This is a genomic window from Cronobacter universalis NCTC 9529, assembly GCF_001277175.1.
Lineage (GTDB): Bacteria > Pseudomonadota > Gammaproteobacteria > Enterobacterales > Enterobacteriaceae > Cronobacter > Cronobacter universalis.
In genome coordinates this window covers 4,266,926-4,291,503 of sequence record NZ_CP012257.1, presented here as the reverse complement: position 1 = coordinate 4,291,503, position 24,578 = coordinate 4,266,926, and the positions used below count along the sequence as shown (strand labels likewise).

24 protein-coding genes are annotated in these 24,578 nt (G+C 55.9%); 2 read left to right on the top strand and 22 right to left on the bottom strand.

Going from position 1 to position 24,578, the window contains the following annotated elements; all coding sequences use genetic code 11:
- Nucleotides 1-31: 31 nt before the first annotated feature.
- From pstB to pstS, 4 genes are all read right to left on the bottom strand, one after another.
- Entirely contained in the window at nucleotides 32-805 is a 774-nt protein-coding gene (gene pstB / locus AFK65_RS19845; protein WP_007703670.1) for a phosphate ABC transporter ATP-binding protein PstB, read from the bottom strand.
- A gap of 50 nt (nucleotides 806-855) precedes the next feature.
- The gene (gene pstA, locus AFK65_RS19840) at nucleotides 856-1,746 is read right to left on the bottom strand and encodes a phosphate ABC transporter permease PstA (RefSeq protein WP_038858537.1); all 891 of its coding nucleotides are present in this window, start codon (nucleotides 1,744-1,746) and stop codon (nucleotides 856-858) included.
- Nucleotides 1,746-2,705, bottom strand: coding sequence for a phosphate ABC transporter permease PstC (gene pstC, locus AFK65_RS19835; RefSeq protein WP_004387546.1), 960 nt, complete (start codon nucleotides 2,703-2,705; stop codon nucleotides 1,746-1,748). The genes pstA and pstC overlap by 1 nt, the downstream gene beginning before the upstream one ends.
- Before the next feature lie 138 nt (nucleotides 2,706-2,843).
- A complete protein-coding gene (pstS, locus tag AFK65_RS19830; RefSeq protein WP_004387547.1) occupies nucleotides 2,844-3,884 on the bottom strand; it encodes a phosphate ABC transporter substrate-binding protein PstS in 1,041 nt (346 codons plus the stop codon).
- A 198-nt stretch (nucleotides 3,885-4,082) separates the two neighbouring features.
- On the opposite strand from pstS, the gene AFK65_RS19825 reads away from it, so the two are divergent.
- Nucleotides 4,083-4,409, top strand: coding sequence for a hypothetical protein (locus AFK65_RS19825; protein ID WP_007703662.1), 327 nt, complete (start codon nucleotides 4,083-4,085; stop codon nucleotides 4,407-4,409).
- A 44-nt stretch (nucleotides 4,410-4,453) separates the two neighbouring features.
- On the opposite strand, the gene AFK65_RS19820 is transcribed toward AFK65_RS19825, so the two are convergent.
- The 16 genes from AFK65_RS19820 to asnC all read right to left on the bottom strand — a co-directional run bounded on the left by AFK65_RS19820 (nucleotide 4,454) and on the right by asnC (nucleotide 20,367).
- Nucleotides 4,454-5,071 (bottom strand): hypothetical protein, encoded by a 618-nt coding sequence (locus AFK65_RS19820; RefSeq protein WP_007703659.1) that lies wholly within the window; start codon nucleotides 5,069-5,071, stop codon nucleotides 4,454-4,456.
- Between the two features lie 79 nt (nucleotides 5,072-5,150).
- Nucleotides 5,151-6,980, bottom strand: coding sequence for a glutamine--fructose-6-phosphate transaminase (isomerizing) (glmS, locus tag AFK65_RS19815; protein WP_007703655.1), 1,830 nt, complete (start codon nucleotides 6,978-6,980; stop codon nucleotides 5,151-5,153).
- A 227-nt stretch (nucleotides 6,981-7,207) separates the two neighbouring features.
- On the bottom strand, nucleotides 7,208-8,578 hold the full coding sequence (gene glmU / locus AFK65_RS19810; protein ID WP_032805064.1) for a bifunctional UDP-N-acetylglucosamine diphosphorylase/glucosamine-1-phosphate N-acetyltransferase GlmU: 1,371 nt from the start codon (nucleotides 8,576-8,578) through the stop codon (nucleotides 7,208-7,210).
- A gap of 342 nt (nucleotides 8,579-8,920) precedes the next feature.
- Nucleotides 8,921-9,340, bottom strand: a complete 420-nt coding sequence (locus AFK65_RS19800) for a F0F1 ATP synthase subunit epsilon (RefSeq protein ID WP_007703646.1) — start codon at nucleotides 9,338-9,340, stop codon at nucleotides 8,921-8,923.
- 20 nt (nucleotides 9,341-9,360) lie between these two features.
- The gene (atpD, locus tag AFK65_RS19795) at nucleotides 9,361-10,743 is read right to left on the bottom strand and encodes a F0F1 ATP synthase subunit beta (RefSeq protein WP_038858539.1); all 1,383 of its coding nucleotides are present in this window, start codon (nucleotides 10,741-10,743) and stop codon (nucleotides 9,361-9,363) included.
- Between the two features lie 26 nt (nucleotides 10,744-10,769).
- On the bottom strand, nucleotides 10,770-11,633 hold the full coding sequence (atpG, locus tag AFK65_RS19790; protein WP_004386168.1) for a F0F1 ATP synthase subunit gamma: 864 nt from the start codon (nucleotides 11,631-11,633) through the stop codon (nucleotides 10,770-10,772).
- A 50-nt stretch (nucleotides 11,634-11,683) separates the two neighbouring features.
- Nucleotides 11,684-13,225, bottom strand: a complete 1,542-nt coding sequence (gene atpA / locus AFK65_RS19785) for a F0F1 ATP synthase subunit alpha (RefSeq protein ID WP_024551308.1) — start codon at nucleotides 13,223-13,225, stop codon at nucleotides 11,684-11,686.
- A gap of 12 nt (nucleotides 13,226-13,237) precedes the next feature.
- A complete protein-coding gene (atpH, locus tag AFK65_RS19780; RefSeq protein ID WP_007703636.1) occupies nucleotides 13,238-13,771 on the bottom strand; it encodes a F0F1 ATP synthase subunit delta in 534 nt (177 codons plus the stop codon).
- A 14-nt stretch (nucleotides 13,772-13,785) separates the two neighbouring features.
- Nucleotides 13,786-14,256: a F0F1 ATP synthase subunit B gene (gene atpF / locus AFK65_RS19775; protein WP_004386171.1), complete on the bottom strand. Its 471-nt coding sequence runs from the start codon at nucleotides 14,254-14,256 to the stop codon at nucleotides 13,786-13,788.
- 64 nt (nucleotides 14,257-14,320) lie between these two features.
- A complete protein-coding gene (atpE, locus tag AFK65_RS19770) occupies nucleotides 14,321-14,560 on the bottom strand; it encodes a F0F1 ATP synthase subunit C (RefSeq protein ID WP_000429386.1) in 240 nt (79 codons plus the stop codon).
- Between the two features lie 50 nt (nucleotides 14,561-14,610).
- A complete protein-coding gene (gene atpB, locus AFK65_RS19765) occupies nucleotides 14,611-15,429 on the bottom strand; it encodes a F0F1 ATP synthase subunit A (RefSeq protein ID WP_004386172.1) in 819 nt (272 codons plus the stop codon).
- 8 nt (nucleotides 15,430-15,437) lie between these two features.
- Complete coding sequence (gene atpI, locus AFK65_RS19760; protein ID WP_007703625.1) at nucleotides 15,438-15,818, bottom strand: F0F1 ATP synthase subunit I; 381 nt, start codon at nucleotides 15,816-15,818, stop codon at nucleotides 15,438-15,440.
- Nucleotides 15,819-16,427: 609 nt separating this feature from the next.
- Nucleotides 16,428-17,051 (bottom strand): 16S rRNA (guanine(527)-N(7))-methyltransferase RsmG, encoded by a 624-nt coding sequence (gene rsmG, locus AFK65_RS19755; RefSeq protein WP_007703622.1) that lies wholly within the window; start codon nucleotides 17,049-17,051, stop codon nucleotides 16,428-16,430.
- Between the two features lie 57 nt (nucleotides 17,052-17,108).
- The gene (mnmG, locus tag AFK65_RS19750; protein ID WP_032805061.1) at nucleotides 17,109-18,998 is read right to left on the bottom strand and encodes a tRNA uridine-5-carboxymethylaminomethyl(34) synthesis enzyme MnmG; all 1,890 of its coding nucleotides are present in this window, start codon (nucleotides 18,996-18,998) and stop codon (nucleotides 17,109-17,111) included.
- 380 nt (nucleotides 18,999-19,378) lie between these two features.
- Nucleotides 19,379-19,819, bottom strand: coding sequence for an FMN-binding protein MioC (mioC, locus tag AFK65_RS19745; RefSeq protein WP_007703617.1), 441 nt, complete (start codon nucleotides 19,817-19,819; stop codon nucleotides 19,379-19,381).
- An 89-nt stretch (nucleotides 19,820-19,908) separates the two neighbouring features.
- The gene (gene asnC / locus AFK65_RS19740) at nucleotides 19,909-20,367 is read right to left on the bottom strand and encodes a transcriptional regulator AsnC (RefSeq protein ID WP_004386178.1); all 459 of its coding nucleotides are present in this window, start codon (nucleotides 20,365-20,367) and stop codon (nucleotides 19,909-19,911) included.
- A gap of 153 nt (nucleotides 20,368-20,520) precedes the next feature.
- Here asnC and asnA point away from each other — a divergent pair, with 153 nt between their 5' ends.
- Nucleotides 20,521-21,513, top strand: a complete 993-nt coding sequence (gene asnA / locus AFK65_RS19735) for an aspartate--ammonia ligase (protein WP_007703614.1) — start codon at nucleotides 20,521-20,523, stop codon at nucleotides 21,511-21,513.
- Nucleotides 21,514-21,515: 2 nt separating this feature from the next.
- Here asnA and viaA read toward each other — a convergent pair whose 3' ends face one another.
- Both viaA and ravA read right to left on the bottom strand, forming a co-directional pair.
- The gene (gene viaA / locus AFK65_RS19730; RefSeq protein WP_007703613.1) at nucleotides 21,516-22,967 is read right to left on the bottom strand and encodes an ATPase RavA stimulator ViaA; all 1,452 of its coding nucleotides are present in this window, start codon (nucleotides 22,965-22,967) and stop codon (nucleotides 21,516-21,518) included.
- Nucleotides 22,961-24,460, bottom strand: coding sequence for an ATPase RavA (gene ravA / locus AFK65_RS19725; RefSeq protein ID WP_007703611.1), 1,500 nt, complete (start codon nucleotides 24,458-24,460; stop codon nucleotides 22,961-22,963). The genes viaA and ravA overlap by 7 nt, the downstream gene beginning before the upstream one ends.
- Between the last annotated feature and the right edge of the window lie 118 nt (nucleotides 24,461-24,578).

Sequence of the window (24,578 nt, the reverse complement as noted above, 5' to 3'; positions counted from 1 at the left end):
AAAAGCGGCCCACATGAGATATCCGGGCATATCAACCGTAGCGACCGGTAATGTAGTCTTCGGTCTGTTTCATTTTCGGCTTGGTGAAGAGATCGTCGGTATTGCTGTACTCGATCAGCTCGCCAAGGTACATAAACGCCGTGTGATCGGAACAGCGCGCCGCCTGCTGCATGTTATGCGTCACGATAACCACGGTGTAATCCTGCTTCAGCTCGGTGATGAGCTCTTCGATACGACCCGTGGAGATCGGGTCCAGCGCCGAACACGGCTCGTCCAGCAGCAGCACTTCCGGACGGATAGCGATGCCGCGGGCGATGCACAGACGCTGCTGCTGACCGCCGGAGAGAGAGTATCCGCTCTGGTGCAGTTTATCTTTGGTTTCGTTCCATAAGGCGGCCTTGGTCAACGCCCACTGCACGCGCTCGTCCATATCGGCGCGGGAGAGTTTTTCAAACAGACGCACGCCAAACGCGATGTTGTCGTAAATCGACATCGGAAACGGCGTCGGCTTCTGGAATACCATGCCCACTTTCGCGCGCAGCAGCGCGATATCCTGGGAGTGGTTCAGAATGTTTTCGCCATCCAGCAGGATTTCGCCTTCCGCGCGCTGCTCCGGGTAGAGCTCAAACATTTTGTTGAAGGTACGCAGCAGCGTGGATTTACCGCAGCCAGACGGGCCGATAAACGCGGTCACTTCGTTTTTGGCGATATCCAGGCTGATGTTTTTCAGGGCATGGAATTTCCCGTAGTAAAAGTTCAAATCGCGAACCTGAAGCTTGCTCGGGGCCGTGTTAACCATACTCATCTCAATCGTTTTCCTTATCCGGCGTCGCGAAACGCCACGCCGTCAAAAAATTAACCGTGTTTACGTTTGGCGAACAGCACGCGCGCCAGGATGTTCAGCAGCAGTACGCAAAGGGTGATAATCAGCACGCCTGCCCAGGCCAGCTCTTGCCATTCGGCGAACGGGCTCATGGCGAATTTGAAAATCGTCACCGGCAGGTTGGCGATAGGCTGCATCATGTCCGTGCTCCAGAACTGGTTAGAGAGCGCGGTAAAGAGCAGCGGCGCGGTTTCGCCCGCGATACGCGCGACCGCCAGCAGCACGCCGGTCAGGATGCCCGACACGGAGGCTTTAAGCGTAATGGCGGAGATCATCTTCCACTTCGGCGTGCCGAGCGCGTAGGCCGCTTCACGCAGACTGTCCGGCACCAGCTTGAGCATGTTCTCGGTGGTGCGGATAACAATCGGCACCTGTAACAGCGCCAGCGCAATCACGCCCGCCCAGCCGGAGAAATGTTCCATCTGCGCCACCACGATGGTGTAGACGAACAGCCCGACGACGATAGACGGCGCCGAAAGCAGAATGTCGTTAATAAAGCGGATGACTTCCGCGAGAAACGACTTGCGGCCATATTCCGCAAGATAGATACCCGCCATGATGCCCAGCGGCGTACCGATAACCGTCGCCCACAGGATCAGCAGGCCGCTGCCCGCCAGCGCGTTCGCCAGCCCGCCGCCCGCGGTGTTCGGCGGCGGCGTCATCTCGGTAAACAGCGCCAGCGACATACCGTCAAACCCGCGCGATACCGTGGAGATTAAGATCCAGATAAGCCAGAACAGGCCGAACGCCATCGTCGCCATAGAGAGCGTGAGGGCGATGCGGTTTTTCATACGCCGCTTCGCCTGCATTTTGCGGCGAGATTCCGCAAGCTCCGTGGTGTTTTGCAGTTCCATCGTCGCCATTAGCGCGCCCCCTCGTTTTTCGCCAGACGCATAATCATCAGCCTGGAGATGGCCAGCACGATAAAGGTGATCACAAAGAGGATCAGGCCCAGCTCCATCAGCGCCGCCACATGCAGCCCGGATTCCGCTTCGGCGAACTCATTCGCCAGCGCCGAGGTGATGCTGTTGCCCGGCATATAGAGCGACGGGCTGTCTAGCTGGTAGGTGTTGCCGATGATAAACGTCACCGCCATGGTTTCGCCGAGCGCGCGGCCGAGACCGAGCATGACGCCGCCGATCACCCCGTTTTTGGTAAACGGCAGGACGATGCGCCAGATAACTTCCCAGGTGGTGCAGCCGATGCCATAAGCCGACTCTTTCATCATCACCGGGGTCTGTTCGAACACATCACGCATAACCGCGGCGATGTAAGGGATGATCATGATGGCGAGAATGACGCCCGCCGCCAGGATGCCGATACCGAACGCCGGGCCCGAAAAGAGCGCGCCGATAAACGGGATCGCAGAAAGTACGTTGCCGACCGGCTCCTGGAAATAGGTCGCGAACAGCGGGGCGAAGATAAACAGCCCCCACATGCCGTACACGATACTCGGGATAGCAGCCAGCAGTTCAATGGCGATACCCAGCGGACGCTTCAGCCAGCCAGGCGCCAGTTCAGTCAGGAACAGCGCGATGCCAAAGCTTACGGGAACCGCTATCAGCAACGCGATAAACGAGGTCACCAGCGTGCCGTAAATCGGCACCAGCCCGCCGTAGATATCATTAGGGGCATCCCACTCTTTGGTCCAGAGGAAGGAAAAACCAAATTTCTGGATGCTTGGCCAGGAGGAGAAGATAAGGGAGACGATAATGCCGCCCAGCAGCAATAGCACAATCAGCGCAGCCAGACGAACCAGCGCGCTGAAAATCATATCGCCCTTTTTACCGGGGGGGTTAAATACAGGCTTGGTGGCAGCCATATTTCACTCTTCAGTTAAACTCTGTTTTGAATGATGCCCGGCAGCGTGATGCGTACCGGGCCTACAAAAACAGCATGTTACCGGATTTTTGTAGGGCGGATAAGCGAAGCGCCATCCGCCATCATCGGTAAATCTCGATCAATACAGCGCTTTACCGCTGCTGTCTTTCACGTTGGTCTTCCATGCGGCGCGAACCTGCTCAACCACGCTGTCCGGCAGAGAGGCGTAATCCAGGTCATTCGCCTGTTTCGCGCCTGACTTGTAGGCCCAGTCGAAGAACTTCAGCACTTCGGCGCCCTGCTCAGGTTTCTTCTGCTCTTTGTGAACCAGAATGAAAGTGGTAGATGTGATTGGCCACGCGTCGTCGCCTTTCTGGTTGGTCAGATCCTGCGCGAAGGATTTGCTCCAGTCAGCGCCTTTGGCGGCGTTGGCGAAGCTCTCTTCGGTCGGCGCGACCGGTTTGCCGTCAGCGGAAACCAGTTTGGTGTAGGTCAGGTTGTTCTGCTTGGCGTACGCGTACTCCACGTAACCGATAGAGCCCGGCAGACGCTGTACGAACGCGGCGATACCGTCGTTACCTTTACCGCCAAGACCGGTCGGCCAGTTAACGGTAGAGCCAGAGCCGATTTTGGATTTCCACTCGTCGTTCACTTTCGCGAGATAGCTGGTGAAGACGAAGGACGTACCGGAACCGTCAGCGCGGCGCACCACGGCGATATTCTGAGAAGGCAGTTTTTTGCCCGGGTTCAGTTTGGCGATCGCCTCGTCATCCCACTTCTTGATTTTGCCAAGGTAGATGTCGCCGAGGGTTTTGCCATCCAGCACCAGCTCGCCAGACTTGAAGCCCGGCAGGTTAACCGCCAGCACCACGCCGCCGATCACGGTCGGGAACTGGAAAAGACCTTCTTGCTGTAATTTTTCGTCAGAAAGCGGCGCGTCAGAAGCACCAAAATCAACCGTGTTAGCAATGATTTGTTTAACGCCACCGGAGGAGCCGATACCCTGGTAGTTTACCTTGTTACCCGTTTCTTTCTGGTAGGTATCCGCCCATTTGGCATACACCGGCGCCGGGAATGTTGCGCCCGCGCCAGTCAGACTTGCTGCCGCGAATGCGGAAAAAGCGCTCAGAGATAAGGTCGCGGCGACAACAGTTGCGACGGTGGTACGCATAACTTTCATAATGTCTCCTGCTGGTGTTCGTAATTTATTGTTTCGTGGCTACGGTGAGCAAAGTAGGACAGTTTGGTGACAGATAAATGTACGAATTATGACAGTTTTATGACAATGAAAAAGATGCAGAAATGTCTTACTTAACCTTCTGAATAATAATGCTTTTATAATTCCGCAACCCGCCCGTCATTTATAAGGATAGCCGTAATGATAAAAAAAATGTCACTTTTCTCCGCAGCGTCATTACTTACTTTTTCATCAATAAGTTATGCCGCGCCGGTTCAACTGGATGACCACAGTACCCGTATTCACGGCGCGCCGGTGACGATATTTACCGGCGATGGCGTCGTGGCACCGTCTAACGTCGATATCTCGGATGTGGAAAAGGCCGTCGAGGCGTATAAGCGCAAAGAGCAAAACCGCTATTCGGACGACAGAAAAGATAGCGATCTGGAAAATCGCGTGCGGGCGCTGGAGCAGGAAAACGACAAGCTGTCCCGTGAGCTGGACGATTTAAAACGCAAGATTAAATAAGCGATGCGCTCCCTGTATAGCGACAGGCAGGGAGCTTAATCATTTTATCGGTCAGGCTTATCGCGATGTTTTGCCCGTTTTAAGGCGCGTTTTTCCGACGGACGCTGAAGGGCGTTGGTATGAGCGCGTCGCATCTTGTTCGCCAGACACCAGCGGCCCAGCCTGAACATCTCCTCACTGTTCATCATACGCCAGGCGGCCCACACCAGCAGCGCGCCCGCGCTCCAGCAGAGCCAGAACACACCGGAGAGCGGACACAGGATCAATCCGGCAGCCAGCGTTACCAGGCTTAACGCCGCATGAAAAAACGCGCTGTAGAGAAACAGCTGCAAACCGCGGCGCCGCCCTTTTTCTATCATCAACGTCACGAGTATCAGCAGCACCAGCCAGATAACGCCTGAGAGTATCCACAACACAGAAAAAGCGGGCCGCAGCGCGGCGAGATTGAGGACGGCACTCAATGCCATGGCATAGACGCACCCCACCGGCACTCGCCAGAAACGGCGCGAGCCGATAATGCGGACATCGGGCAGATCGTGGCGCTCGGCCATTTTAAGTTTGAGCTTATGCAGCCTGCGGTGGGCGATATCGTCATCCACCTCTGCGCTGTAGGTAATGAGCTGATAAAACCGCGTACCGGCGAGAAAGCGCTTTAGCGACATAACATCCCTTTCCGTGACGTTAAAAAAAAGAGGCTGCCTTCCGGCAACCTCTTCAGAGCATAACACGCGCGAGAAGGCGTTATTCCACCGTAACGGATTTCGCCAGGTTACGCGGCTGGTCAACGTCGGTGCCTTTGATCAACGCGACATGATAGGCCAGCAGTTGCAGCGGAACCGTATAGAAGATCGGCGCGATAACCTCTTCAACATGCGGCATCGGGATGATGTTCATGTTGTCGCTGCTGCTAAAACCAGCATCCTGATCGGCGAAGACATACAGCACGCCGCCACGGGCGCGAACTTCTTCGATGTTGGACTTCAGTTTTTCCAGCAGTTCGTTGTTCGGCGCCACGACGATAACCGGCATATCGGCGTCAATCAGCGCCAGCGGACCGTGCTTAAGCTCGCCCGCCGCATAGGCTTCGGCGTGGATATAGGAGATCTCTTTGAGCTTCAGCGCGCCTTCCAGCGCGATCGGGTACTGATCGCCGCGGCCCAGGAACAGCGCGTGGTGCTTGTCGGAGAAATCTTCCGCCAGCGCCTCGATGCGTTTGTCCTGAGAGAGCATCTGCTCGATACGGCTCGGCAGCGCCTGCAGGCCGTGAACGATATCATGCTCAATGGCGGCGTCAGCGCCTTTCAGGCGGCTCAGTTTCGCCACCAGCATCAGCAATACGGTCAGTTGCGTGGTAAACGCTTTGGTGGACGCCACGCCGATTTCCGTACCGGCTTTGGTCATCAGCGCCAGCGACGACTCACGCACCAGGGAAGAGCCCGGTACGTTACAGATGGCCAGCGAACCGAGATAGCCCAGCTCTTTGGACAGACGCAGCGCCGCGAGGGTATCTGCGGTTTCGCCGGACTGCGACAGCGTGATCATCAGGCTGTTGCGGCGCACGGCGGATTTGCGATAGCGGAATTCCGAGGCGATTTCGACATCGCACGGCACGCCTGCCAGCGCTTCAAACCAGTAGCGGGAGACCATGCCGGAGTTATACGAGGTGCCGCATGCGACAATCTGAATATGCTCAACCTGCGAGAGCAGTTCGTCAGCGTTCGGACCCAGCTCGCTTAAATCCACCTCGCCGTGGCTGATGCGCCCGGCCAGCGTGTTTTTAATCGCGTTCGGCTGTTCGTAGATCTCTTTTTGCATGTAGTGGCGGTAGATGCCTTTATCGCCGGCGTCATACTGCACGTTAGATTCGATTTCCGGGCGGGAGACGCTTTCGCCCTGGGTGTTGAAAATCGCGACGGAGCGGCGGGTCACTTCGGCGATATCCCCCTCTTCAAGGAAGATAAAGCGACGGGTGACCGGCAGCAGCGCCAGCTGATCGGAAGCGATAAAGTTCTCACCCACACCAAGACCAATCACCAGCGGGCTGCCGGAACGGGCCGCCAGCAGAACGCTCGGATCGCGGTTATCCATGATGACGGTGCCGTAAGCGCCGCGCAGCTGAGGAATGGCGCGCAGCACCGCTTCACGCAGCGTGCCGCCCTGCTCCAGCTCCCAGTGCACCAGGTGCGCGATCACTTCGGTGTCAGTTTCGGTAACGAATTCATAGCCGCGCGTTTTCAGCAGTTCGCGCAGCGGTTCGTGGTTTTCGATAATGCCGTTATGCACCACCACGATATGTCCGGAGACATGCGGGTGCGCGTTGCCTTCTGACGGTTCGCCGTGGGTCGCCCAGCGGGTGTGCGCGATACCGGTGCCGCCGTGCAGCGGATGTTCTTCCGCCGCCTGCACCAGCATCTGTACTTTGCCCAGACGGCGCAGACGGGTCATATGCCCCGCGTTATCCACAACCGCGAGACCGGCGGAGTCATAGCCACGGTACTCCAGACGACGCAAACCTTCGAGAAGGATTTCAGCAATATCACGTTGCGCTACAGCGCCAACAATTCCACACATAATTAATTTCCTGACAATGGCATTTCGCCATGCGTTGTCGCCGACCTGTATTTGCCCGTTTTCCGGGCTCCCCGAGCCTTGTAGAGAGTGGGGTTATCGTTTTAGCACTGCCTGTGGGCGGAGGATTATGTTATCCCCTCATCCCGCGTCTGCCGCAGAGCATGACTGCTATCCGGCCGACAAAAACGTATGGCGGGCAGGCAAAGCGCACCCACCATAAACATGACTTATTTTTTCTTCACCGGGCGACGCCAGCCCTGCTTATGTACCTGCGGCACGCGGGTGAGCACCAGCTCATTTTCCGCGATGTCGCGCGTCACCGTTGTGCCTGCGGCGATGGTCGCGCCTTTCGCCACCGTCACCGGCGCGACTAATTGGGTATCGGAGCCGACAAACACATCATCGCCGATAATCGTCTTGTGCTTGTTCGCGCCATCATAGTTACAGGTGATGGTGCCCGCGCCGATATTAACGTTATCGCCAATCTCCGCATCGCCAAGATAAGTCAGGTGACCCGCTTTCGAGCCTTTCCCCAGACGCGCTTTTTTCATCTCGACAAAGTTGCCGACATGCGCGCCTTCGAGAAGCTCCGCGCCCGGACGCAGACGCGCGAACGGCCCGATGGTGCAGGCGGCGTCAAGACGAGCGTCTTCCACCACGCTGTAAGGGCTGATTTCGCAGTCATCGCCGATGACGCTGTTTTTAATCACGCAGCCCGCGCCGATTTTCACGCGATTGCCCAGCACTACATCGCCTTCAATAATGACGTTAGCGTCAATTTCGACATCGCGCCCGTGTTTCAGGCTGCCGCGCAGGTCAAAACGCGCCGGGTCGCGCAGCATCACGCCCGCCAGCAGCAGTTTTTCCGCCTGCTCGGCCTGGTAAACGCGCTCAAGACGCGCCAGTTGCAGGCGGTTGTTCACGCCTTCCACTTCGCTTAAACGCTGCGGATGCACGGCGGCAATCTCGCGGCCTTCGTTCCAGGCCATCGCGATGATGTCGGTGATGTAGTATTCGCCCTGGGCATTGTTATTGTCGAGCTTCGCCAGCCAGCGTTTCAGATCCGCGCCGTTGGCCACCAGGATGCCGGTGTTGATTTCGTTAATCTGACGCTGCTCGTCGCTGGCGTCTTTATGCTCAACGATCCCGGAGACTTTTCCGTTCTCACGGGTAATGCGGCCATAGCCGGTCGGGTCGTCGAGCTTCACGGTTAACAGGCCAATGCCGCCCTGCGGCTTCGCCGCGCAGAGCTGTTGCAGGGTATCAACCGAGATCAGCGGAACGTCGCCGTAGAGCATCAGCACATCTTCATCGTCGCTGAAGAACGGCGCCGCCTGCTGCATCGCATGACCGGTGCCAAGCTGCTCGGCCTGTAATACCCAGTTGAGCGAGGCGTCTTTGAGGGTGCTTTGCAGCAGATCGCCGCCATGACCGTAAACCAGATGAACATGTTGCGCGCCGACATGCTTTGCGGCGTCAATCACGTGTTGCACCATCGGCTTCCCGGCCAGAGTGTGCAGCACTTTTGGAAGATCGGAGTACATGCGCGTGCCTTTGCCAGCGGCAAGGATCACAACGCTCATAGCATGGCTAGACATAGTCGTCCTGTCTTATGAAAGTGAATGAAGTAAAGCGATTTAGCGCCCGGAATTCTACATATTTTTCAGCATAAAACGGGCTGCTGGCAAATCGCCGCTTTTATCCTGTTTTACTCTGTTATACAGGCGCGTAACGCACACCGGAAGGCGCAAAAAGAGAGAGTAAACGCTTTTACCCACAGTATCATTCATAAAAACAAAGAGATGACGTTTTTTTGCAGCTGGAATAAAGCGGCGTAAACGCAGGTAAACGTTCAAAACTCGCTTTTATTGAGCCTGATAAACCGCCATAAAAAAGCCAGCCGGGTCGCCCAGGCTGGCTTTTTAACTTTCAAGCCGGTGTTACATCGCTTTTTTGGTCAACTCGATAACGCGCAGTTTGGCGATCGCCTTGGCCAGCTCAGCAGAAGCCTGAGCGTAGTCCACGTCACCGTGGGAGCTACGGATATGGTCTTCCGCTTTACGCTTCGCTTCCAGGGCTCGCGCTTCGTCGAGATCCTGGCCGCGAATCGCGGTGTCAGCCAGCACGGTTACGGTGCCCGGCTGCACTTCCAGCACGCCGCCGGAGAGATAAATATACTCTTCGTGGCCGTGCTGTTTCACGATGCGGATCATACCAGGCTTAATGGCGGTGAGCAGCGGCGCGTGGCCCGGGTAGATACCCAGCTCGCCTTCGCTACCCGTAACCTGGATTTTCTCGACCAGACCAGAGAACATCTGTTTCTCTGCGCTGACGACATCCAGGTGGTAAGTCATTGCCATATCACCCTCCGATTAAGGCGTTAAAGTTTTTTGGCTTTTTCCACGGCTTCATCAATGGAGCCAACCATGTAGAACGCCTGCTCCGGCAGATGATCGTATTCGCCTTCCATGATGCCTTTGAAGCCACGGATAGTGTCTTTCAGCGATACGTATTTGCCCGGCGCGCCGGTAAAGACTTCTGCCACGAAGAACGGCTGGGACAGGAAGCGCTGAATTTTACGAGCACGCGCAACGACCAGTTTGTCTTCTTCAGACAGCTCGTCCATACCGAGGATGGCGATGATGTCTTTCAGTTCCTGGTAACGCTGCAGGATGGACTGTACGCCGCGAGCGGTGTCGTAGTGCTCCTGACCAACTACCAGCGGGTCCAGCTGACGGCTGGTGGAATCCAGCGGGTCAACGGCCGGGTAGATACCCAGAGACGCGATCTGACGGCTCAGTACCACGGTTGCGTCAAGGTGCGCAAAGGTGGTGGCTGGTGACGGGTCAGTCAAGTCATCCGCCGGTACGTATACCGCCTGTACGGAGGTGATAGAACCGGTTTTGGTGGAGGTGATACGCTCCTGCAGAACGCCCATCTCTTCCGCCAGGGTCGGCTGGTAACCTACCGCTGAAGGCATACGGCCCAGCAGTGCGGATACTTCAGTACCGGCCAGGGTGTAACGGTAGATGTTGTCGACGAACAGCAGAACGTCACGACCTTCGTCACGGAATTTCTCCGCCATGGTCAGGCCGGTCAGCGCAACGCGCAGACGGTTTCCCGGCGGCTCGTTCATCTGGCCGTATACCAGGGATACTTTATCCAGTACGTTGGAGTCGGTCATTTCGTGGTAGAAGTCGTTACCTTCACGGGTACGTTCGCCCACGCCCGCAAACACGGAGTAACCGGAGTGCTCGATCGCGATGTTACGAATAAGCTCCATCATGTTTACGGTTTTACCTACACCAGCACCACCGAACAGACCTACTTTACCGCCCTTCGCGAACGGGCACATCAGGTCGATAACTTTGATGCCGGTTTCCAGCAGTTCCTGAGAGCTGGACAGCTCTTCATAGGACGGCGCCGCGCGGTGAATCGCCCAACGCTCTTCTTCGCCGATGTCGCCTTTCATGTCGATAGGCTGACCCAGGACGTTCATGATACGACCCAGCGTCGCTTTACCTACCGGCACTTCGATCGGGTGCTCAAGGTCTGCAACAGGCAGACCGCGACGCAGACCGTCGGAAGAGCCCATCGCGATGGTACGTACGATACCGCCGCCGAGCTGCTGCTGGACTTCCAGCACCAGATGCTCATTACCATTCGTTACCTCAAGGGCATCGTACACTTTCGGTACGGCATCCTGAGGGAACTCGACGTCCACCACGGCGCCGATTACCTGGACAATCTTTCCAGTAGCCATCTTGAATCCTCTACGAAATAACCTGGTTAAACCGCGGCGGCCCCCGAGACGATCTCGGTGAGTTCCTGAGTAATGCTGGCCTGACGAGCTTTGTTGTACACCAACTGCAGCTCTTTAATCAGGCTGCCGCCATTATCGGTTGCGGCTTTCATCGCCACCATTCGTGCGGCCTGCTCGCTGGCCAGGTTTTCAACCACACCCTGATAAACCTGCGATTCGACATAGCGACGCAGCAGGGTATCCAGCAGCGCCTTCGGATCGGGTTCGTACAGGTAATCCCAGGATTTGTGCTTCAACTCATCGTCTTCTGATGCCGGCAGCGGCAGCAGCTGAGTAATGGTCGGAGCCTGAGACATGGTGTTAATAAATTTGTTGCTGACAACGTAAAGCTTGTCCAGACGGCCTTCATCATAAGCCTGCAACATCACTTTAACCGGGCCAATCAGATCGGACAGGGAAGGGTTGTCCCCCATGCCGGTGACCTGCGCCACAATGTTGCCGCCTACTGAATTGAAGAAAGAAACGCCTTTAGAGCCGATCATTGCGATATCGCACTGAACGCCTTTATCGGACCATGCTTTCATATCCGCCAGCAGTTTCTTGAACAGGTTGATGTTCAAGCCGCCGCACAGACCACGGTCAGTCGACACCACCAGGTAGCCCACGCGCTTAACGTCGCGTTCTTCCAGGTAAGGGTGTTTGTATTCCAGATTACCGGTAGCAAGGTGACCAATCACTTTGCGCATGGTATCTGCATAAGGACGGCTGGCCGCCATGCGATCCTGCGATTTACGCATTTTGGAAGCGGCGACCATCTCCATCGCTTTAGTGATCTTTTGCGTGTTCTGGACGCTTGCGATCTTACTACGTATCTCTTTTGCGCCGGCCATGAGCTTCTCCTCAATGCCTTGCGGCTTGCCTTACAGCAAGCCGCCAGACGTTACCAGGACTGGGTTGCTTTGAAGGAGTCGAGGAGGCTTTTCAGCTTGCCTTCGATCTCATCGTTATAGCCACCGTTCTGGTTAATCTCTTGCATCAGCGGAGCGTGATCACGGTCAGCGTAAGCCAGCAGAGCGGCTTCGAAGCTACCGATTTTCGCCAGTTCCACGTCTTCGAGGTAACCGCGTTCCGCCGCGAACAGGACCAGGCCCTGCTGTGCAACAGACATCGGCGCGTACTGTTTCTGCTTGAGCAGTTCAGTGACTTTCTGGCCGTGGCTCAGCTGCTTACGGGTTGCTTCGTCCAGATCGGAGGCGAACTGAGAGAACGCCGCCAGTTCACGATACTGCGCCAGCGCGGTACGAATACCACCGGACAGTTTCTTGATGATCTTGGTCTGAGCAGCACCACCCACACGCGATACGGAGATACCCGGGTTAACCGCCGGACGAATACCGGAGTTAAACAGGTTGGTTTCCAGGAAGATCTGACCATCGGTAATGGAAATTACGTTGGTCGGAACGAACGCGGAAACGTCACCCGCCTGGGTTTCGATGATCGGCAGCGCGGTCAGGGAGCCGGTTTTACCTTTCACTTCACCCTTGGTGAAGTTCTCAACGTATTCCGCGTTAACGCGGGATGCGCGCTCCAGCAGACGGGAGTGGAGGTAGAACACGTCGCCCGGGAATGCTTCACGTCCTGGCGGACGACGGAGCAGCAGGGAAACCTGACGGTAAGCAACAGCCTGTTTAGACAGGTCATCGTAAACGATCAGCGCGTCTTCGCCGCGGTCGCGGAAGTATTCGCCCATCGCGCAACCGGCATACGGCGCCAGGTATTGCAGCGCAGCGGATTCAGAAGCCGTCGCGACCACAACGATGGTGTTGGACAGCGCGCCGTGCTCTTCCAGTTTACGAACCACGTTAGAAATGGTGGACGCTTTCTGGCCGATAGCCACGTACACGCATTTGATGCCGGAATCGCGCTGGTTGATGATGGCGTCGATAGCCATCGCGGTTTTACCGGTCTGACGGTCGCCGATGATCAGTTCACGCTGACCACGACCGATTGGGATCATGGCGTCAACGGACTTATAACCGGTCTGTACAGGCTGGTCTACGGACTGGCGATCGATAACGCCCGGCGCGATAACTTCGATTGGCGAGAAGCCATCGTGTTCAACCGGACCTTTACCATCGATCGGCGCGCCGAGGGTGTTAACCACACGGCCAAGCAGGCCACGGCCAACCGGCACTTCAAGAATACGGCCAGTACACTTCACCTTCATGCCTTCGGCGAGGTCAGAGTACGGACCCATAACCACTGCACCTACGGAGTCGCGCTCCAGGTTCAGTGCGATAGCGTAACGGTTACCCGGCAGGGAAATCATCTCACCCTGCATACAATCGGCCAGGCCGTGAATGCGGATAACACCGTCGCTTACAGAAACAATAGTACCTTCGTTATGAGCTTCGCTCACAACATTGAACTGAGCAATGCGCTGCTTGATCAGTTCGCTGATTTCGGTGGAATTCAGTTGCATGCTCCAGTCCCCTTAAGACTGCAAGACGTCTGCGAGGCGCTCAAGACGGCCGCGCACGCTGCCGTCAATGACCGTATCACCCGAACGGATGATGACGCCCGCCATTACAGACTTATCAATTTTGCAATTCAGCTTCACTTTGCGTGACAGACGTTTTTCCATCGCGGCGCTGATTTTCGCAAGCTGTTCATCGCTCAGCGCGCTGGCGGAAGTCACTTCGACTTCAACGGTAGCCTCAAGGGCTGCGCGTAACTGAATGAACTGCTCAAGAACATCAGGAAGAACCTTCAGACGGCCGTTTTCTGCCATCACCTTAATCAGGTTCTGGCCGTTGGCGTCTAGCTGGTCACCACAGATTGCGATAAACGACTTAGCGAGCGTTTCTGGCGCCAGGGCGCCAGAGAGGAGCTCAGCCATCTGTTCGTTTTTGGCCACTTCAGCGGCAAACGCCAGCATATCCTGCCAGCGGTCGAGGCTTTGGTGTTCGACGGCAAAGTCAAAAGCTGCTTTGGCGTAGGGGCGAGCTACCGTTACAAATTCAGACATCAGCCCCTCCCTCCTTACAGTTCAGCGACCAGTTTATTCACGATGTCGCTGTTAGCAGCTTCATCCACGGAACGTTCAATGATCTTCTCGGCGCCAGCAACAGCCAGGATAGCAACCTGCTTGCGCAGCTCTTCACGGGCACGTTTACGCTCGGCTTCGATTTCGGCCTGGGCCTGCGCCACGATTTTGTTACGTTCCTGCTCTGCTTCAGCTTTCGCTTCGTCCAGGATCTGAGCGCGGCGTTTGTTCGCCTGCTCAATAATCACCTGGGCTTCCGCTTTCGCTTTTTTCAGCTGGTCGGTCGCGTTGGACTGTGCAAGCTCCAGATCCTTTTTAGCGCGTTCTGCAGAAGACAGACCGTCAGCAATTTCTTTCTGACGTTTTTCGATGGCAGCCATAATTGGCGGCCATACGTACTTCATACAGAACAGAACGAACAGGACAAACGCGATGGCCTGGCCGAGGATTGTTGCGTTAAGATTCACAGCACAATGCCTCTTATCTGGTTAATGTTCTGATATTGTCTGGAAATTCAGACAACTTCGTTTACTACGCGACGGCGAACATCACGTACAGACCCAGACCCACAGCGATCATCGGGATAGCATCCACCAGACCCATTACGATAAAGAACTGAGTACGCAGCAGAGGAATCAGATCAGGCTGGCGCGCAGCGCCTTCCAGGAATTTGCCCCCGAGGATGCCGATACCGATCGCAGCACCGATTGCCGCCAGACCCATCATCACAGCGGCAGCCATGTACAGCAGATCCATATTCAGGTTTTCCATGACAGTCTCCAGTTTGTTTCAGTTAAAACGCAGTAGTGTTGAGTAAAAAATCAATGCTCTTCAGATGCCATCGACAGATAGACAATCGTCAGAACCATGAAAATGAAGGCCTGCAACGTGATGATCAGGATGTGGAAAATGGCCCAGGGCACATTTAACAACCACTGTGACCACCACGGCAGAAGACCCGCAATCAGAATGAAAATCAGCTCACCGGCATACATGTTGCCGAACAGTCGCAGACCGAGAGAAACCGGTTTGGACAGCAGGCTCACACCTTCCAGAATCAGGTTGATCGGAATAAATACCGGGTGATTGAACGGCTGCAGCGTCAGCTCTTTAGTAAAGCCGCCAACGCCTTTCATTTTGATGCTGTAGAAAAGAATGAGGATAAATACACCAAGCGCCATGGAAAGGGTGATGTTCACGTCCGCAGACGGCACCACGCGCAGGGCTGGCAAGCCAAATACGTGCTCGCCGATGTACGGCAGCAGGTCGATAGGCAGCAAATCCATCAGGTTCATCAGGAATACCCAGACGAAAATCGTCAGGGCCAGCGGCGCAATGAGCTTGCTTTTGCCGTGGTACATGTCTTGTACGCTACCATGCACAAAGCCGATAACCAGCTCTACCGCTGTCTGGAATTTGCCCGGTACGCCGCTGGTCGCATGTTTGGCGACTTTACGGAACAGAACCAGGAATAACAGGCCCAGCACCACCGAGAAAAACATCGAGTCGATGTTGAGCGTCCAGAAGGTGGCCGGGGGGTTATGCGGATCCACCAGCGAGAAGGTACGCAGGTCAATCTGAAGGTTATTCAGATGGTGGCCTATGTACTCCTGCGGCGTCGAGATTTCTCCTGCAGACATGATGCCTCTTACCCTTTGTTGTTAATTACAGCTGGCGCCAGTATCTGCACAACCAGCACCGAAACCCACGTCACGATCAGCGGCAAGAAAACCGCCTTCAAACACGCCAGCGCCACCACCAGCAGGGTAAAGGTCGCAACCACCTTAAACGCTTCGCCGAAGGCGAAAGACCAGGCCACGCGGCCTTTAGCGGGTGTATGCGCCTGATGACGCCAGGCAAAATTCATAAACAGCACATTCGGCAGCCACACTGCCAGCCCTCCGCATACCGCAGAGAGGCCCCAGAAAGGGTCTTTGAGGCAAAACAACAACCCTGCCGCCAGAACCGCGATGAACTGGATGAGCAGGAGCTTGCGGGCCACTTTTTTACTCATGAGCGACGCAGACATTTTGCCACTGCTCCCTTCGAGGTATGTCGCGTGTCGTATAAAACGTTCTTTGACGCTCTGAGTCAAGCCTCAAAAAGCGCTCAAATTATACGGGGCGAGCACGTGATTTCAAACTATAAGTAGCCAAAAGGTGAATAAATGTTTAAATAATTTTCAGGACGCGTTTTTTTCAACTTTCTCGCAATCCGCAAAACAAATGTGAAAAGTGCAAATTGCGCGTAAACCTTGCGAATAAAGCGTGCACGAGATCACATTCTAAACAATTACCGCTCAAGGTTTGTCACATCCTTTAGGAATGCGCCTTTTATAACCTTTTGAATTTAAATCTCTTTAAACCCTAAATTTTTTAAAACACCCCGAAACACGATTAAAACCTTTCATTGACATCTACGGGAAACAATTTACGCCCCGTTATCATTGTGCCGCCTGAACATAGCACCCTTATATTTTCATAGGTGACTATTAAATTTTTAGCGCAAATGGTGCTTCGTTATACTTAAGCTGCAATGAAGTTAATAAAAAGTGAAATAAGAGGTTGTTATTGCAGGCCGGTTTTCTTTTTTGCCAGCCGCAAGCGCAGCGCCTTATTTCTACTTTTTTTGATAAATATTAAGTTCTGTTTGCTTTAAGGATAACCAGATGGCGTTCGCCGTCGAGACGCGGAACCGACAATTTGATGATGTCATCAACAGCAAAGCCTGACGGCAGCGCGCTTATCTCATCATCAGGACGCTGGCCTTTCAGGGCATAAAAATGCCCCTGCTCCCCCGGCAGATGATGACACCAGTTCACCATGTCGGAGAGCGACGCGAACGCGCGGCTGATGACGCCATCAAACGGCGGCTCGGCAGGAAAGGCTTCGACGCGGCTTTGTACCGGCGCGATATTGTCGAGCTTCAGTTCGTGCTGCACCTGACGCAAAAAGCGCACGCGCTTGCCAAGGCTGTCCAGCAGCGTGAAATGGCTGTCCGGGCGCACTATCGCCAGCGGAATACCCGGCAGGCCGGGGCCCGTGCCGACATCGATAAAACGCGAGCCCTGTAAGTGCGGCTCCACCACGATGCTGTCCATAATGTGGCGCACCAGCATCTCGTTCGGGTCGCGTACGGAGGTCAGGTTATAGGCCTTGTTCCACTTGTTCAGCATATCGACATAGGCCACCAGCTGCGCTTTCTGGTGTTCGGGCAGCGTAATCCCTGCGTCATCAAGCAGGCGGGTCAGTGTATTCAGCACGACGGTGTTTCCATATAAAAAGGGCCAGACAAAGGCTGGCCCGAAGAGAGACCTGACTCAGGCACTGCGGCGCAGTAACCCCTGTTTTTTCAGCCAGACCAGCAGAATCGAAATGGCGGCGGGCGTGATCCCGGAGATACGGGACGCCTGGCCAATCGATGCCGGTTTATGATCGTTAAGCTTGGCGATCACCTCATTGGAGAGGCCATTCACCTGCCGATAATCCAGCGTCGCCGGCAGTAGCGTGCTTTCGTTGCGCTGCTGTTTTTCGATCTCATCCTGCTGGCGGGCGATATAGCCTTCGTATTTCACCTGGATTTCAACCTGCTCAGCCGCCTGCGCGTCGTCCAGCGCCGGGGCGAAAGCCGACAGCGTGGTCAACTGAGCATAGGTCATTTCCGGGCGGCGCAGCAGATCTTCGCCGCTGGCTTCACGGGAGAGCGGCGCGGTAAGCGTCGCGTTGATCTCTTCCACCGAGGCGGTAGACGGCGTCACCCAGGTGCTTCTCAGACGCTGGCGCTCACGCTCGATATTTTCCAGCTTCTCGTTGAAACGCGCCCAGCGCGCATCGTCGACCAGACCCATTTCACGACCGGCTTCCGTCAGGCGTAAATCGGCGTTGTCTTCACGCAGCATCAGACGATATTCCGCGCGCGAGGTAAACATGCGGTACGGCTCTTTAGTGCCGAGCGTGCAGAGGTCATCAACCAGCACGCCAAGATACGCCTGTGAGCGACCTGGCGCCCAGCCCTCTTTCTCCGCCGAATAACGGCCCGCATTAAGGCCAGCCAGCAGGCCCTGGGCGGCGGCTTCTTCATAACCGGTGGTGCCGTTGATCTGGCCTGCGAAGAACAGCCCCTGGATGTATTTGCTTTCGAGCGTCGGCTTCAGGTCGCGCGGATCGAAGAAATCGTACTCAATCGCGTAGCCCGGGCGAACAATCTTCGCATTCTCCATCCCTTTCATGGAACGGACGATTTGCATCTGCACGTCGAACGGCAGGCTGGTGGAGATGCCGTTCGGGTAAATTTCATTGCTGGTCAGCCCTTCGGGCTCCAGGAAAATCTGGTGCGCGTTGCGATCGGCGAAGCGCATCACTTTGTCTTCGATAGAAGGGCAGTAGCGCGGGCCGATCCCCTCAATCACGCCGGCGTACATAGGGCTGCGATCGAGGTTATTGCGGATCACGTCGTGGGTTTTTTCGTTGGTGTGCGTGACATAGCACGGCACCTGACGCGGATGTTGATCCGCGGATCCCATGAACGAGAAGACCGGCATCGGGTTATCGCCATGCTGCTGATCGAGCACGCTGAAATCGATGGTACGCGCGTCGATACGCGGCGGCGTTCCGGTTTTCAGGCGGCTGACGCGCAGCGGCAGTTCACGCAGGCGACGCGCCAGCGGTACGGAAGGCGGATCGCCCGCACGGCCGCCGCTGTAGTTATCAAGCCCGATATGAATTTTGCCGTCGAGGAACGTACCAACCGTGAGGACGACCGCTTTTGCGCGGAATTTCAGCCCCATCTGTGTGACGGCGCCCACCACACGATCGTTTTCCACGATCAGATCGTCAACGGCCTGCTGGAAGATCATCAGGTTCGGCTGATTCTCCAGCGCGGTACGCACAGCCTGCTTGTACAGCACGCGATCCGCCTGAGCGCGGGTAGCGCGCACCGCCGGGCCTTTGCTGGCGTTTAGTATCCTAAACTGGATACCCGCCTGGTCGATCGCTTTCGCCATAAGCCCGCCGAGGGCATCCACTTCCTTAACCAGATGTCCTTTACCAATACCGCCGATCGCCGGGTTGCAGGACATCTGTCCAAGCGTGTCGATATTGTGTGTCAAAAGCAGGGTCTGTTGACCCATGCGTGCAGCGGCCATTGCGGCCTCGGTACCTGCATGACCCCCGCCAATGATAATGACGTCAAAAGGATCCGGATAAAACATGTTGGTATGACCTCGCGGTTGTGCGAAAGAGGGTTAGCTAGCCCGGGGCGTGGATTCTACTCAACTTTAGCCTGGTGAGAAAGCGCCGGGATCGTTGGTATTAAAAAGAAGATCTTTTATCTAAAGGATCTGTTTTATTATGATCTCTTATTAGGATCGACATCCCTTGTGGATAACCCGGATCGCCCATTTGGGATCAAAAGGTTATCCGGGATCGCTTGCTGTGAATGATCGGTGATCCCAGACCGTATAAGCTGGGATCAGAAATGAGGGTTATACACAACTCAAAAAGCGAACAACACTTATACCTTGGATAACTACGGGTTGATCCAAGCTTTTAAGCACTTTTATCCACAGCTGAATGGCGATCTTTTCGCCGATCAGAGTAAATTTTTCCAAGATCCGAGCCACACCTCTGCGGGATCTTCCGGAATATCATGATCGAGAATGTTGATCTTAAGCGGTTCGCCGACCCGTTTCGCCCCACATTCGATTAACAGCGCGTCCAGTTTTTCAATCGCCCCGCAAAACGTGTCGTATTCACGGCTACCGATACCGATAGCGCCGTAGCGAACCAGGCTCAGATCGGGACGCTGCTCTGCAAGCGCATCATATAAAGGTTGCAGGTTGTCCGGCAGATCGCCCGCGCCATGCGTGGAGGTGACAATCAGCCAGGTGCCTTCAGGCTTAAGATCCTCAAGAAGCGGGCCATGCAGCGTTTCGGTGCTAAAACCGGCGTCTTCCAGCTTTTCAGCCAGGTGTTCCGCCACATATTCCGCGCCGCCAAGAGTGCTGCCACTGATCAGGGTAATGTCTGTCATGGATGTCCGCCTTGAGTAAACCACGCGTATTGTACGCTGTGCAGGGGCTGGGATCTACCTGTGGATAATATGGGTATTAAAAAATCCCTTTATGGGCGAATGGTGCGCATGATCGGGTTCTGCAGGGAGATCAACGTCTCGGTGGACTGAATTTCATCAATTGTTTGGATCTTGTTGATAAGCACCTGCTGCAGCGCGTCTATCGATCGACACATCACCTTGATAAAGATGCTGTAGTGGCCGGTGGTGTAATAGGCCTCGGTCACTTCATCGAGGCTTTCCAGCTTTTCGAGCGCGGCCGGGTAATCTTTCGCGCTCTTGAGAATGATGCCGATAAAGCAGCAGACATCGTAACCAAGCTGTTTCGGGCTGATATCAATGCGCGCGCCGGTAATGATCCCTGCCTGCTTCATCTTCTCCACGCGCACATGGATAGTGCCCGGGCTGACGCCGAACTGCTTGGCAAGTTCGGCGTAGGCGGTACGCGCATTCGCCATCAGCGCTTCCAGAATGCCGCGGTCCAGATTATCGATCTGATAATTTTCCATACGTTTTCCTTATGATTATTCAGCAATCGTCAGTTTCATGCCGTCTATATTATCGGATTAAAAGGCATGTGGCCTTTTTTATTGATGATTATTGAAATGGTGGGCTTTTTTATTGATTAATCGAAAGTAACAGAGGTACAGGAGCCCTAAAAAATGAAAACCGCCTATATCACACGCCAGCGTCAGATTAGCTTTGTGAAAGCCCATTTTTCCCGCCAGCTTGAGGAGAAACTCGGTCTGCTTGAAGTGCAGGCGCCGATCCTGAGCCGCGTCGGCGACGGGACGCAGGATAACCTTTCCGGCTGTGAAAAAGCGGTGCAGGTCAATGTCAAAACGCTGCCGCAGGCGCAGTTTGAAGTGGTGCATTCGCTGGCGAAATGGAAGCGTAAAACGCTGGGCCAGCATGACTTCAGCGCCGGCGAAGGGCTCTACACCCATATGAAAGCGCTGCGTCCTGATGAAGACCGCCTCTCGCCGGTGCACTCGGTGTATGTGGATCAGTGGGACTGGGAGCGTGTGATGGGCGACGGCGAACGCCATCTCGGTACGCTGAAGCAGACGGTGGAGAGCATCTGGTCAGCGATTAAGGAAACCGAACTGGCGGCCGCGGAGCGCTTCGGGCTGACGCCGTTCCTGCCGGACGCCATTCACTTTGTGCACAGCGAAACGCTGCAACGCCGCTTCCCGGAGCTGGACGCCAAAGGGCGCGAGCGCGCGATTGCGAAAGAGCTGGGGGCGGTTTTCCTGATTGGTATCGGCGGTAAGCTTGCCGACGGCAAACGCCATGATGTACGCGCGCCGGATTATGATGACTGGACCACGCCGACCGAAAGCGGTTTTGCCGGTCTCAACGGCGATATCCTCGTCTGGAACCCGCTGCTGGAAGACGCGTTTGAGATCTCCTCAATGGGGATCCGCGTGGATGCCGACACGCTTAAACGGCAGCTGGCGCTTACCGGCGATCAGGATCGTCTGGCGCTGGAGTGGCACCAGGCGCTGCTTAACGGTGAAATGCCGCAGACGATCGGCGGCGGGATCGGTCAGTCGCGTCTCACGATGCTGCTGCTGCAACTGCCGCACATCGGTCAGGTGCAGTGCGGCGTCTGGCCGGAACAAGTACAGTCCACCGTCGCTGAGCTGCTGTAACGTCAGCGACGTAAACGGCGCACCAGACGGCTGCGCATCCCGGTATCAAAGCGCCAGATATGATCGAAAATACGCATGATGCCGGGTTTGCCATGCGCGGACATCGCCACCGCATGAAAGCGGTGCTGATGAACGCGCTGTAACTCCTTTACCTTGTTAACCACCTCATCCGGCAGCCGCTGGGCGATAAAATCGGAAACCACCACCGCGTCGGCGTCGAACCACTCGCCGCCCTGAAGCTTTTCCGCTATCGCGCGAAAACAGCTCGCCAGATCGGTGCCGCCGCGAAAGCGCTGGCTCAGAAAGCGGATCGCCTGATCAATGCCGTCGCGGCCGCACAGCTCATAGCGCACTACTTCGCTGGAAAACAGCATAATGAAACAGCGGCGGTTATCTGCCAGCGCAATACGCATCAGCGCGAGGCAAAAGGCCTTGGCGCATTGCTCGTTAAAGCCGCCCATCGAGCCGGACGTATCCACGCAGACGATAAATGGCCCGCGCGGCTGTTCGTCATAATCCTGACGCGTCACCGGACGTTGCATGACTTTCTCGCGCCACGCGTCGCCCTGAAGCCGGTAGGTCAGCAACTGCTTCTCCACCAGCCGCCGGTAAAACTCATATTCCAGCTCAGTGATGCCAAGCGTCGCCAGCTCCGGCGGCAGCAGGCGCAGAATATCGTCGCTGCGCTGTAAGCCGTCGACCTGTTCCGGCACTGAAGCCGGCTCGCGCACCAGCGTGCGGAAGGTTTCCAGCGGCGCCTCTTTCTTCGGCACCGATTTCGCTTCACGCGAACGGCCAAGCTGTTCGGCAAGCTGCATCAGCTCCGGCTGATCGGCCAGGAAATCGCCATATTTCACGATAAGCTGGTAATCGCCGCGCCGCAGTTTACCGTCGCTCATGTCCCACAGACGGCCAGCGGAATCTTCGTTCTCCACCAGCACCTGCTCAAGCTGGCCGCTCAGGGTCATGCGCTCCTGAACCTCGCTTAGCAACTGCTCGCGCTCCTCTTCCAGCAACTGCTGGTTAAAGGACGTCGCCTGCACGACGAGGCTTAACCGCCAGCGCTGTAAAAAGAGCGTATGCAGGGCGGGCGTAAAATGAGGGTTGTCGGCGATAAGCCGCTGCGCCTGGTCGGCAAACGGCGAGCCGACGCGGCGCAGCAGTGCGCTGATTTGCGGCAACTGAACGATAAACTGGCTGGTGGAGAGCAGCTGGCTTTTCTGATAGCCGATCACCTCTTCTTCCAGCTCCGGCGGGACGTGCGCCTCTTTCAGCCGGGTTTTGAGCTGTTTGCGCCAGCGCGGAATATCCTGGGTCAGCGCGTGTTTCAGGCGGGGAAACTTTTCGAAAAAGACCGCCAGCTGCGGCGACGCCAGCAGCGCAATGACGATTTCCTCTACCAGCTCGCCTTCGCTGATAGCCAGAATGAGGTTCAGCGAATCCGCTGTCAGCATTGGCGCGCCTGTTTAATCTGCTCGCCCACGTCCTGAAGGCTGGCCTCAATGCGTCCTAACCAGTCGGTCTCAACAAACAGACATTTTTGCTGTTCGCTGAAGCGCGTATGCTGCTGGTGCCATTCGTTATCCAGATCTTCCAGCTGCTGTTTAATTTCATCGGGTAACCCGTTGGTCGAGGTGGCGCCGGGCAGCGCAAGGCGCGTGCCCTGGAGGCTGACATCGCGCAGCACCAGATGCTGGCTCGCATCCACTTCCAGATTCAGCGCCTGGGCGAAACCAATACCGTTGAGTTTGCCGCGGATTTCGCCGCCTTTTTGCAGCCATGTCTCCAGCGCCTCTCGCGCAAACGCCACATGAATGACGTCGATATCGTGCAGCTTAAGCGGTTTTTGCAGCAGCAGCGTCAGGGTGGGTTCCGTGAGCGTGGCGGGCAGCTGATATTGCGGACGACGGCTGAACATGCCGCTCTGTTTCTCAAGGCGCAGCGCCGTTTTATCGCTGTGCTGCTGTTCTAACTGCATCCGGCGCTGGGTGATGGCGCCCAGGCGGCTTAGCATCGCGTACTGGCCCCATGCATGAGACGTCATCAGCTGCGCGATTTGCTGTTGCATCAGCGTCATGGCGCTGGCGTCATGCCACAGGCAGTCTTTCAAAAGGATCAGATCGATGGGCGCCACGGCATCGCGCCCGCTGAAAAAGGCGCTGGCCTGCAACAGGCGAATGGCTTTCTTCCAGCGGCGATCTGAGACATAGGGCGCGTTCGGCAGCGCGTCAAGCTGCTGGCGCAGGGTGAAAATCAGCTCAAACACGGTGTCCGGCAGTTTGACGTTGCCGATGCCGGTCTGCCACTGCTGATATTCCTCATCGCTCACCTGAAGACCCGCCGGCACCGGGTTTTCGTTTTCATCCTGCTGGCTCACCAGCATGGCGCGAAAGCTGTTTTTCTCCTGCACCCGGTCGAGCCACAGGCGAATCAGCATGCGGTCATAAAGCGCTTCAAGGCTGCTGTCCGCTTCGGGCAGCTCGTTGGATGCCGTCACCAGCAGGCGCATCGGAATTTTTTCTTCATGCGCGCCGTTACGGAAGCGGCGTTCGTTAATAGCGGTGAGCAGGGTATTGAGAATCGCCGGGCCCGCTTTCCAGATCTCATCCAGAAAGACGATTTCGGCTTCCGGCAGATAACCTGCGGTCAGGCGTTCATAACGCCCTTCATCTTTTAGAGCCTGAATGGAGAGCGGCCCGAAGACCTCTTCCGGCGTGGAGAAGCGCGTCATCAGGTATTCAAACGCGCGCGCGTGCTGAAACGCGAATTTAAGCCGCCGGGCGATAAGGCTTTTCGCAATGCCGGGCGGGCCGAGCAGAAAAACGCTCTCGCCGCTCAGCGCCGCCAGCAGACACATCCGGATGGCATGGCTGCGTTCAAACAGCCCTTTTTCCAGCGCTGCGCTGAGACGTGAAATTCTTTCCGCCAATAAATTGGGTTGAGCCATAATAGTTACTCTGCATTCTGACTACGCCGCCTGGTTTCTGGTGCGAGTATAGACGTTTCATATTCATGCTAATAATGGATTGATGCCATTATCTATTTGGCTTGATTTGGGTAAAGAC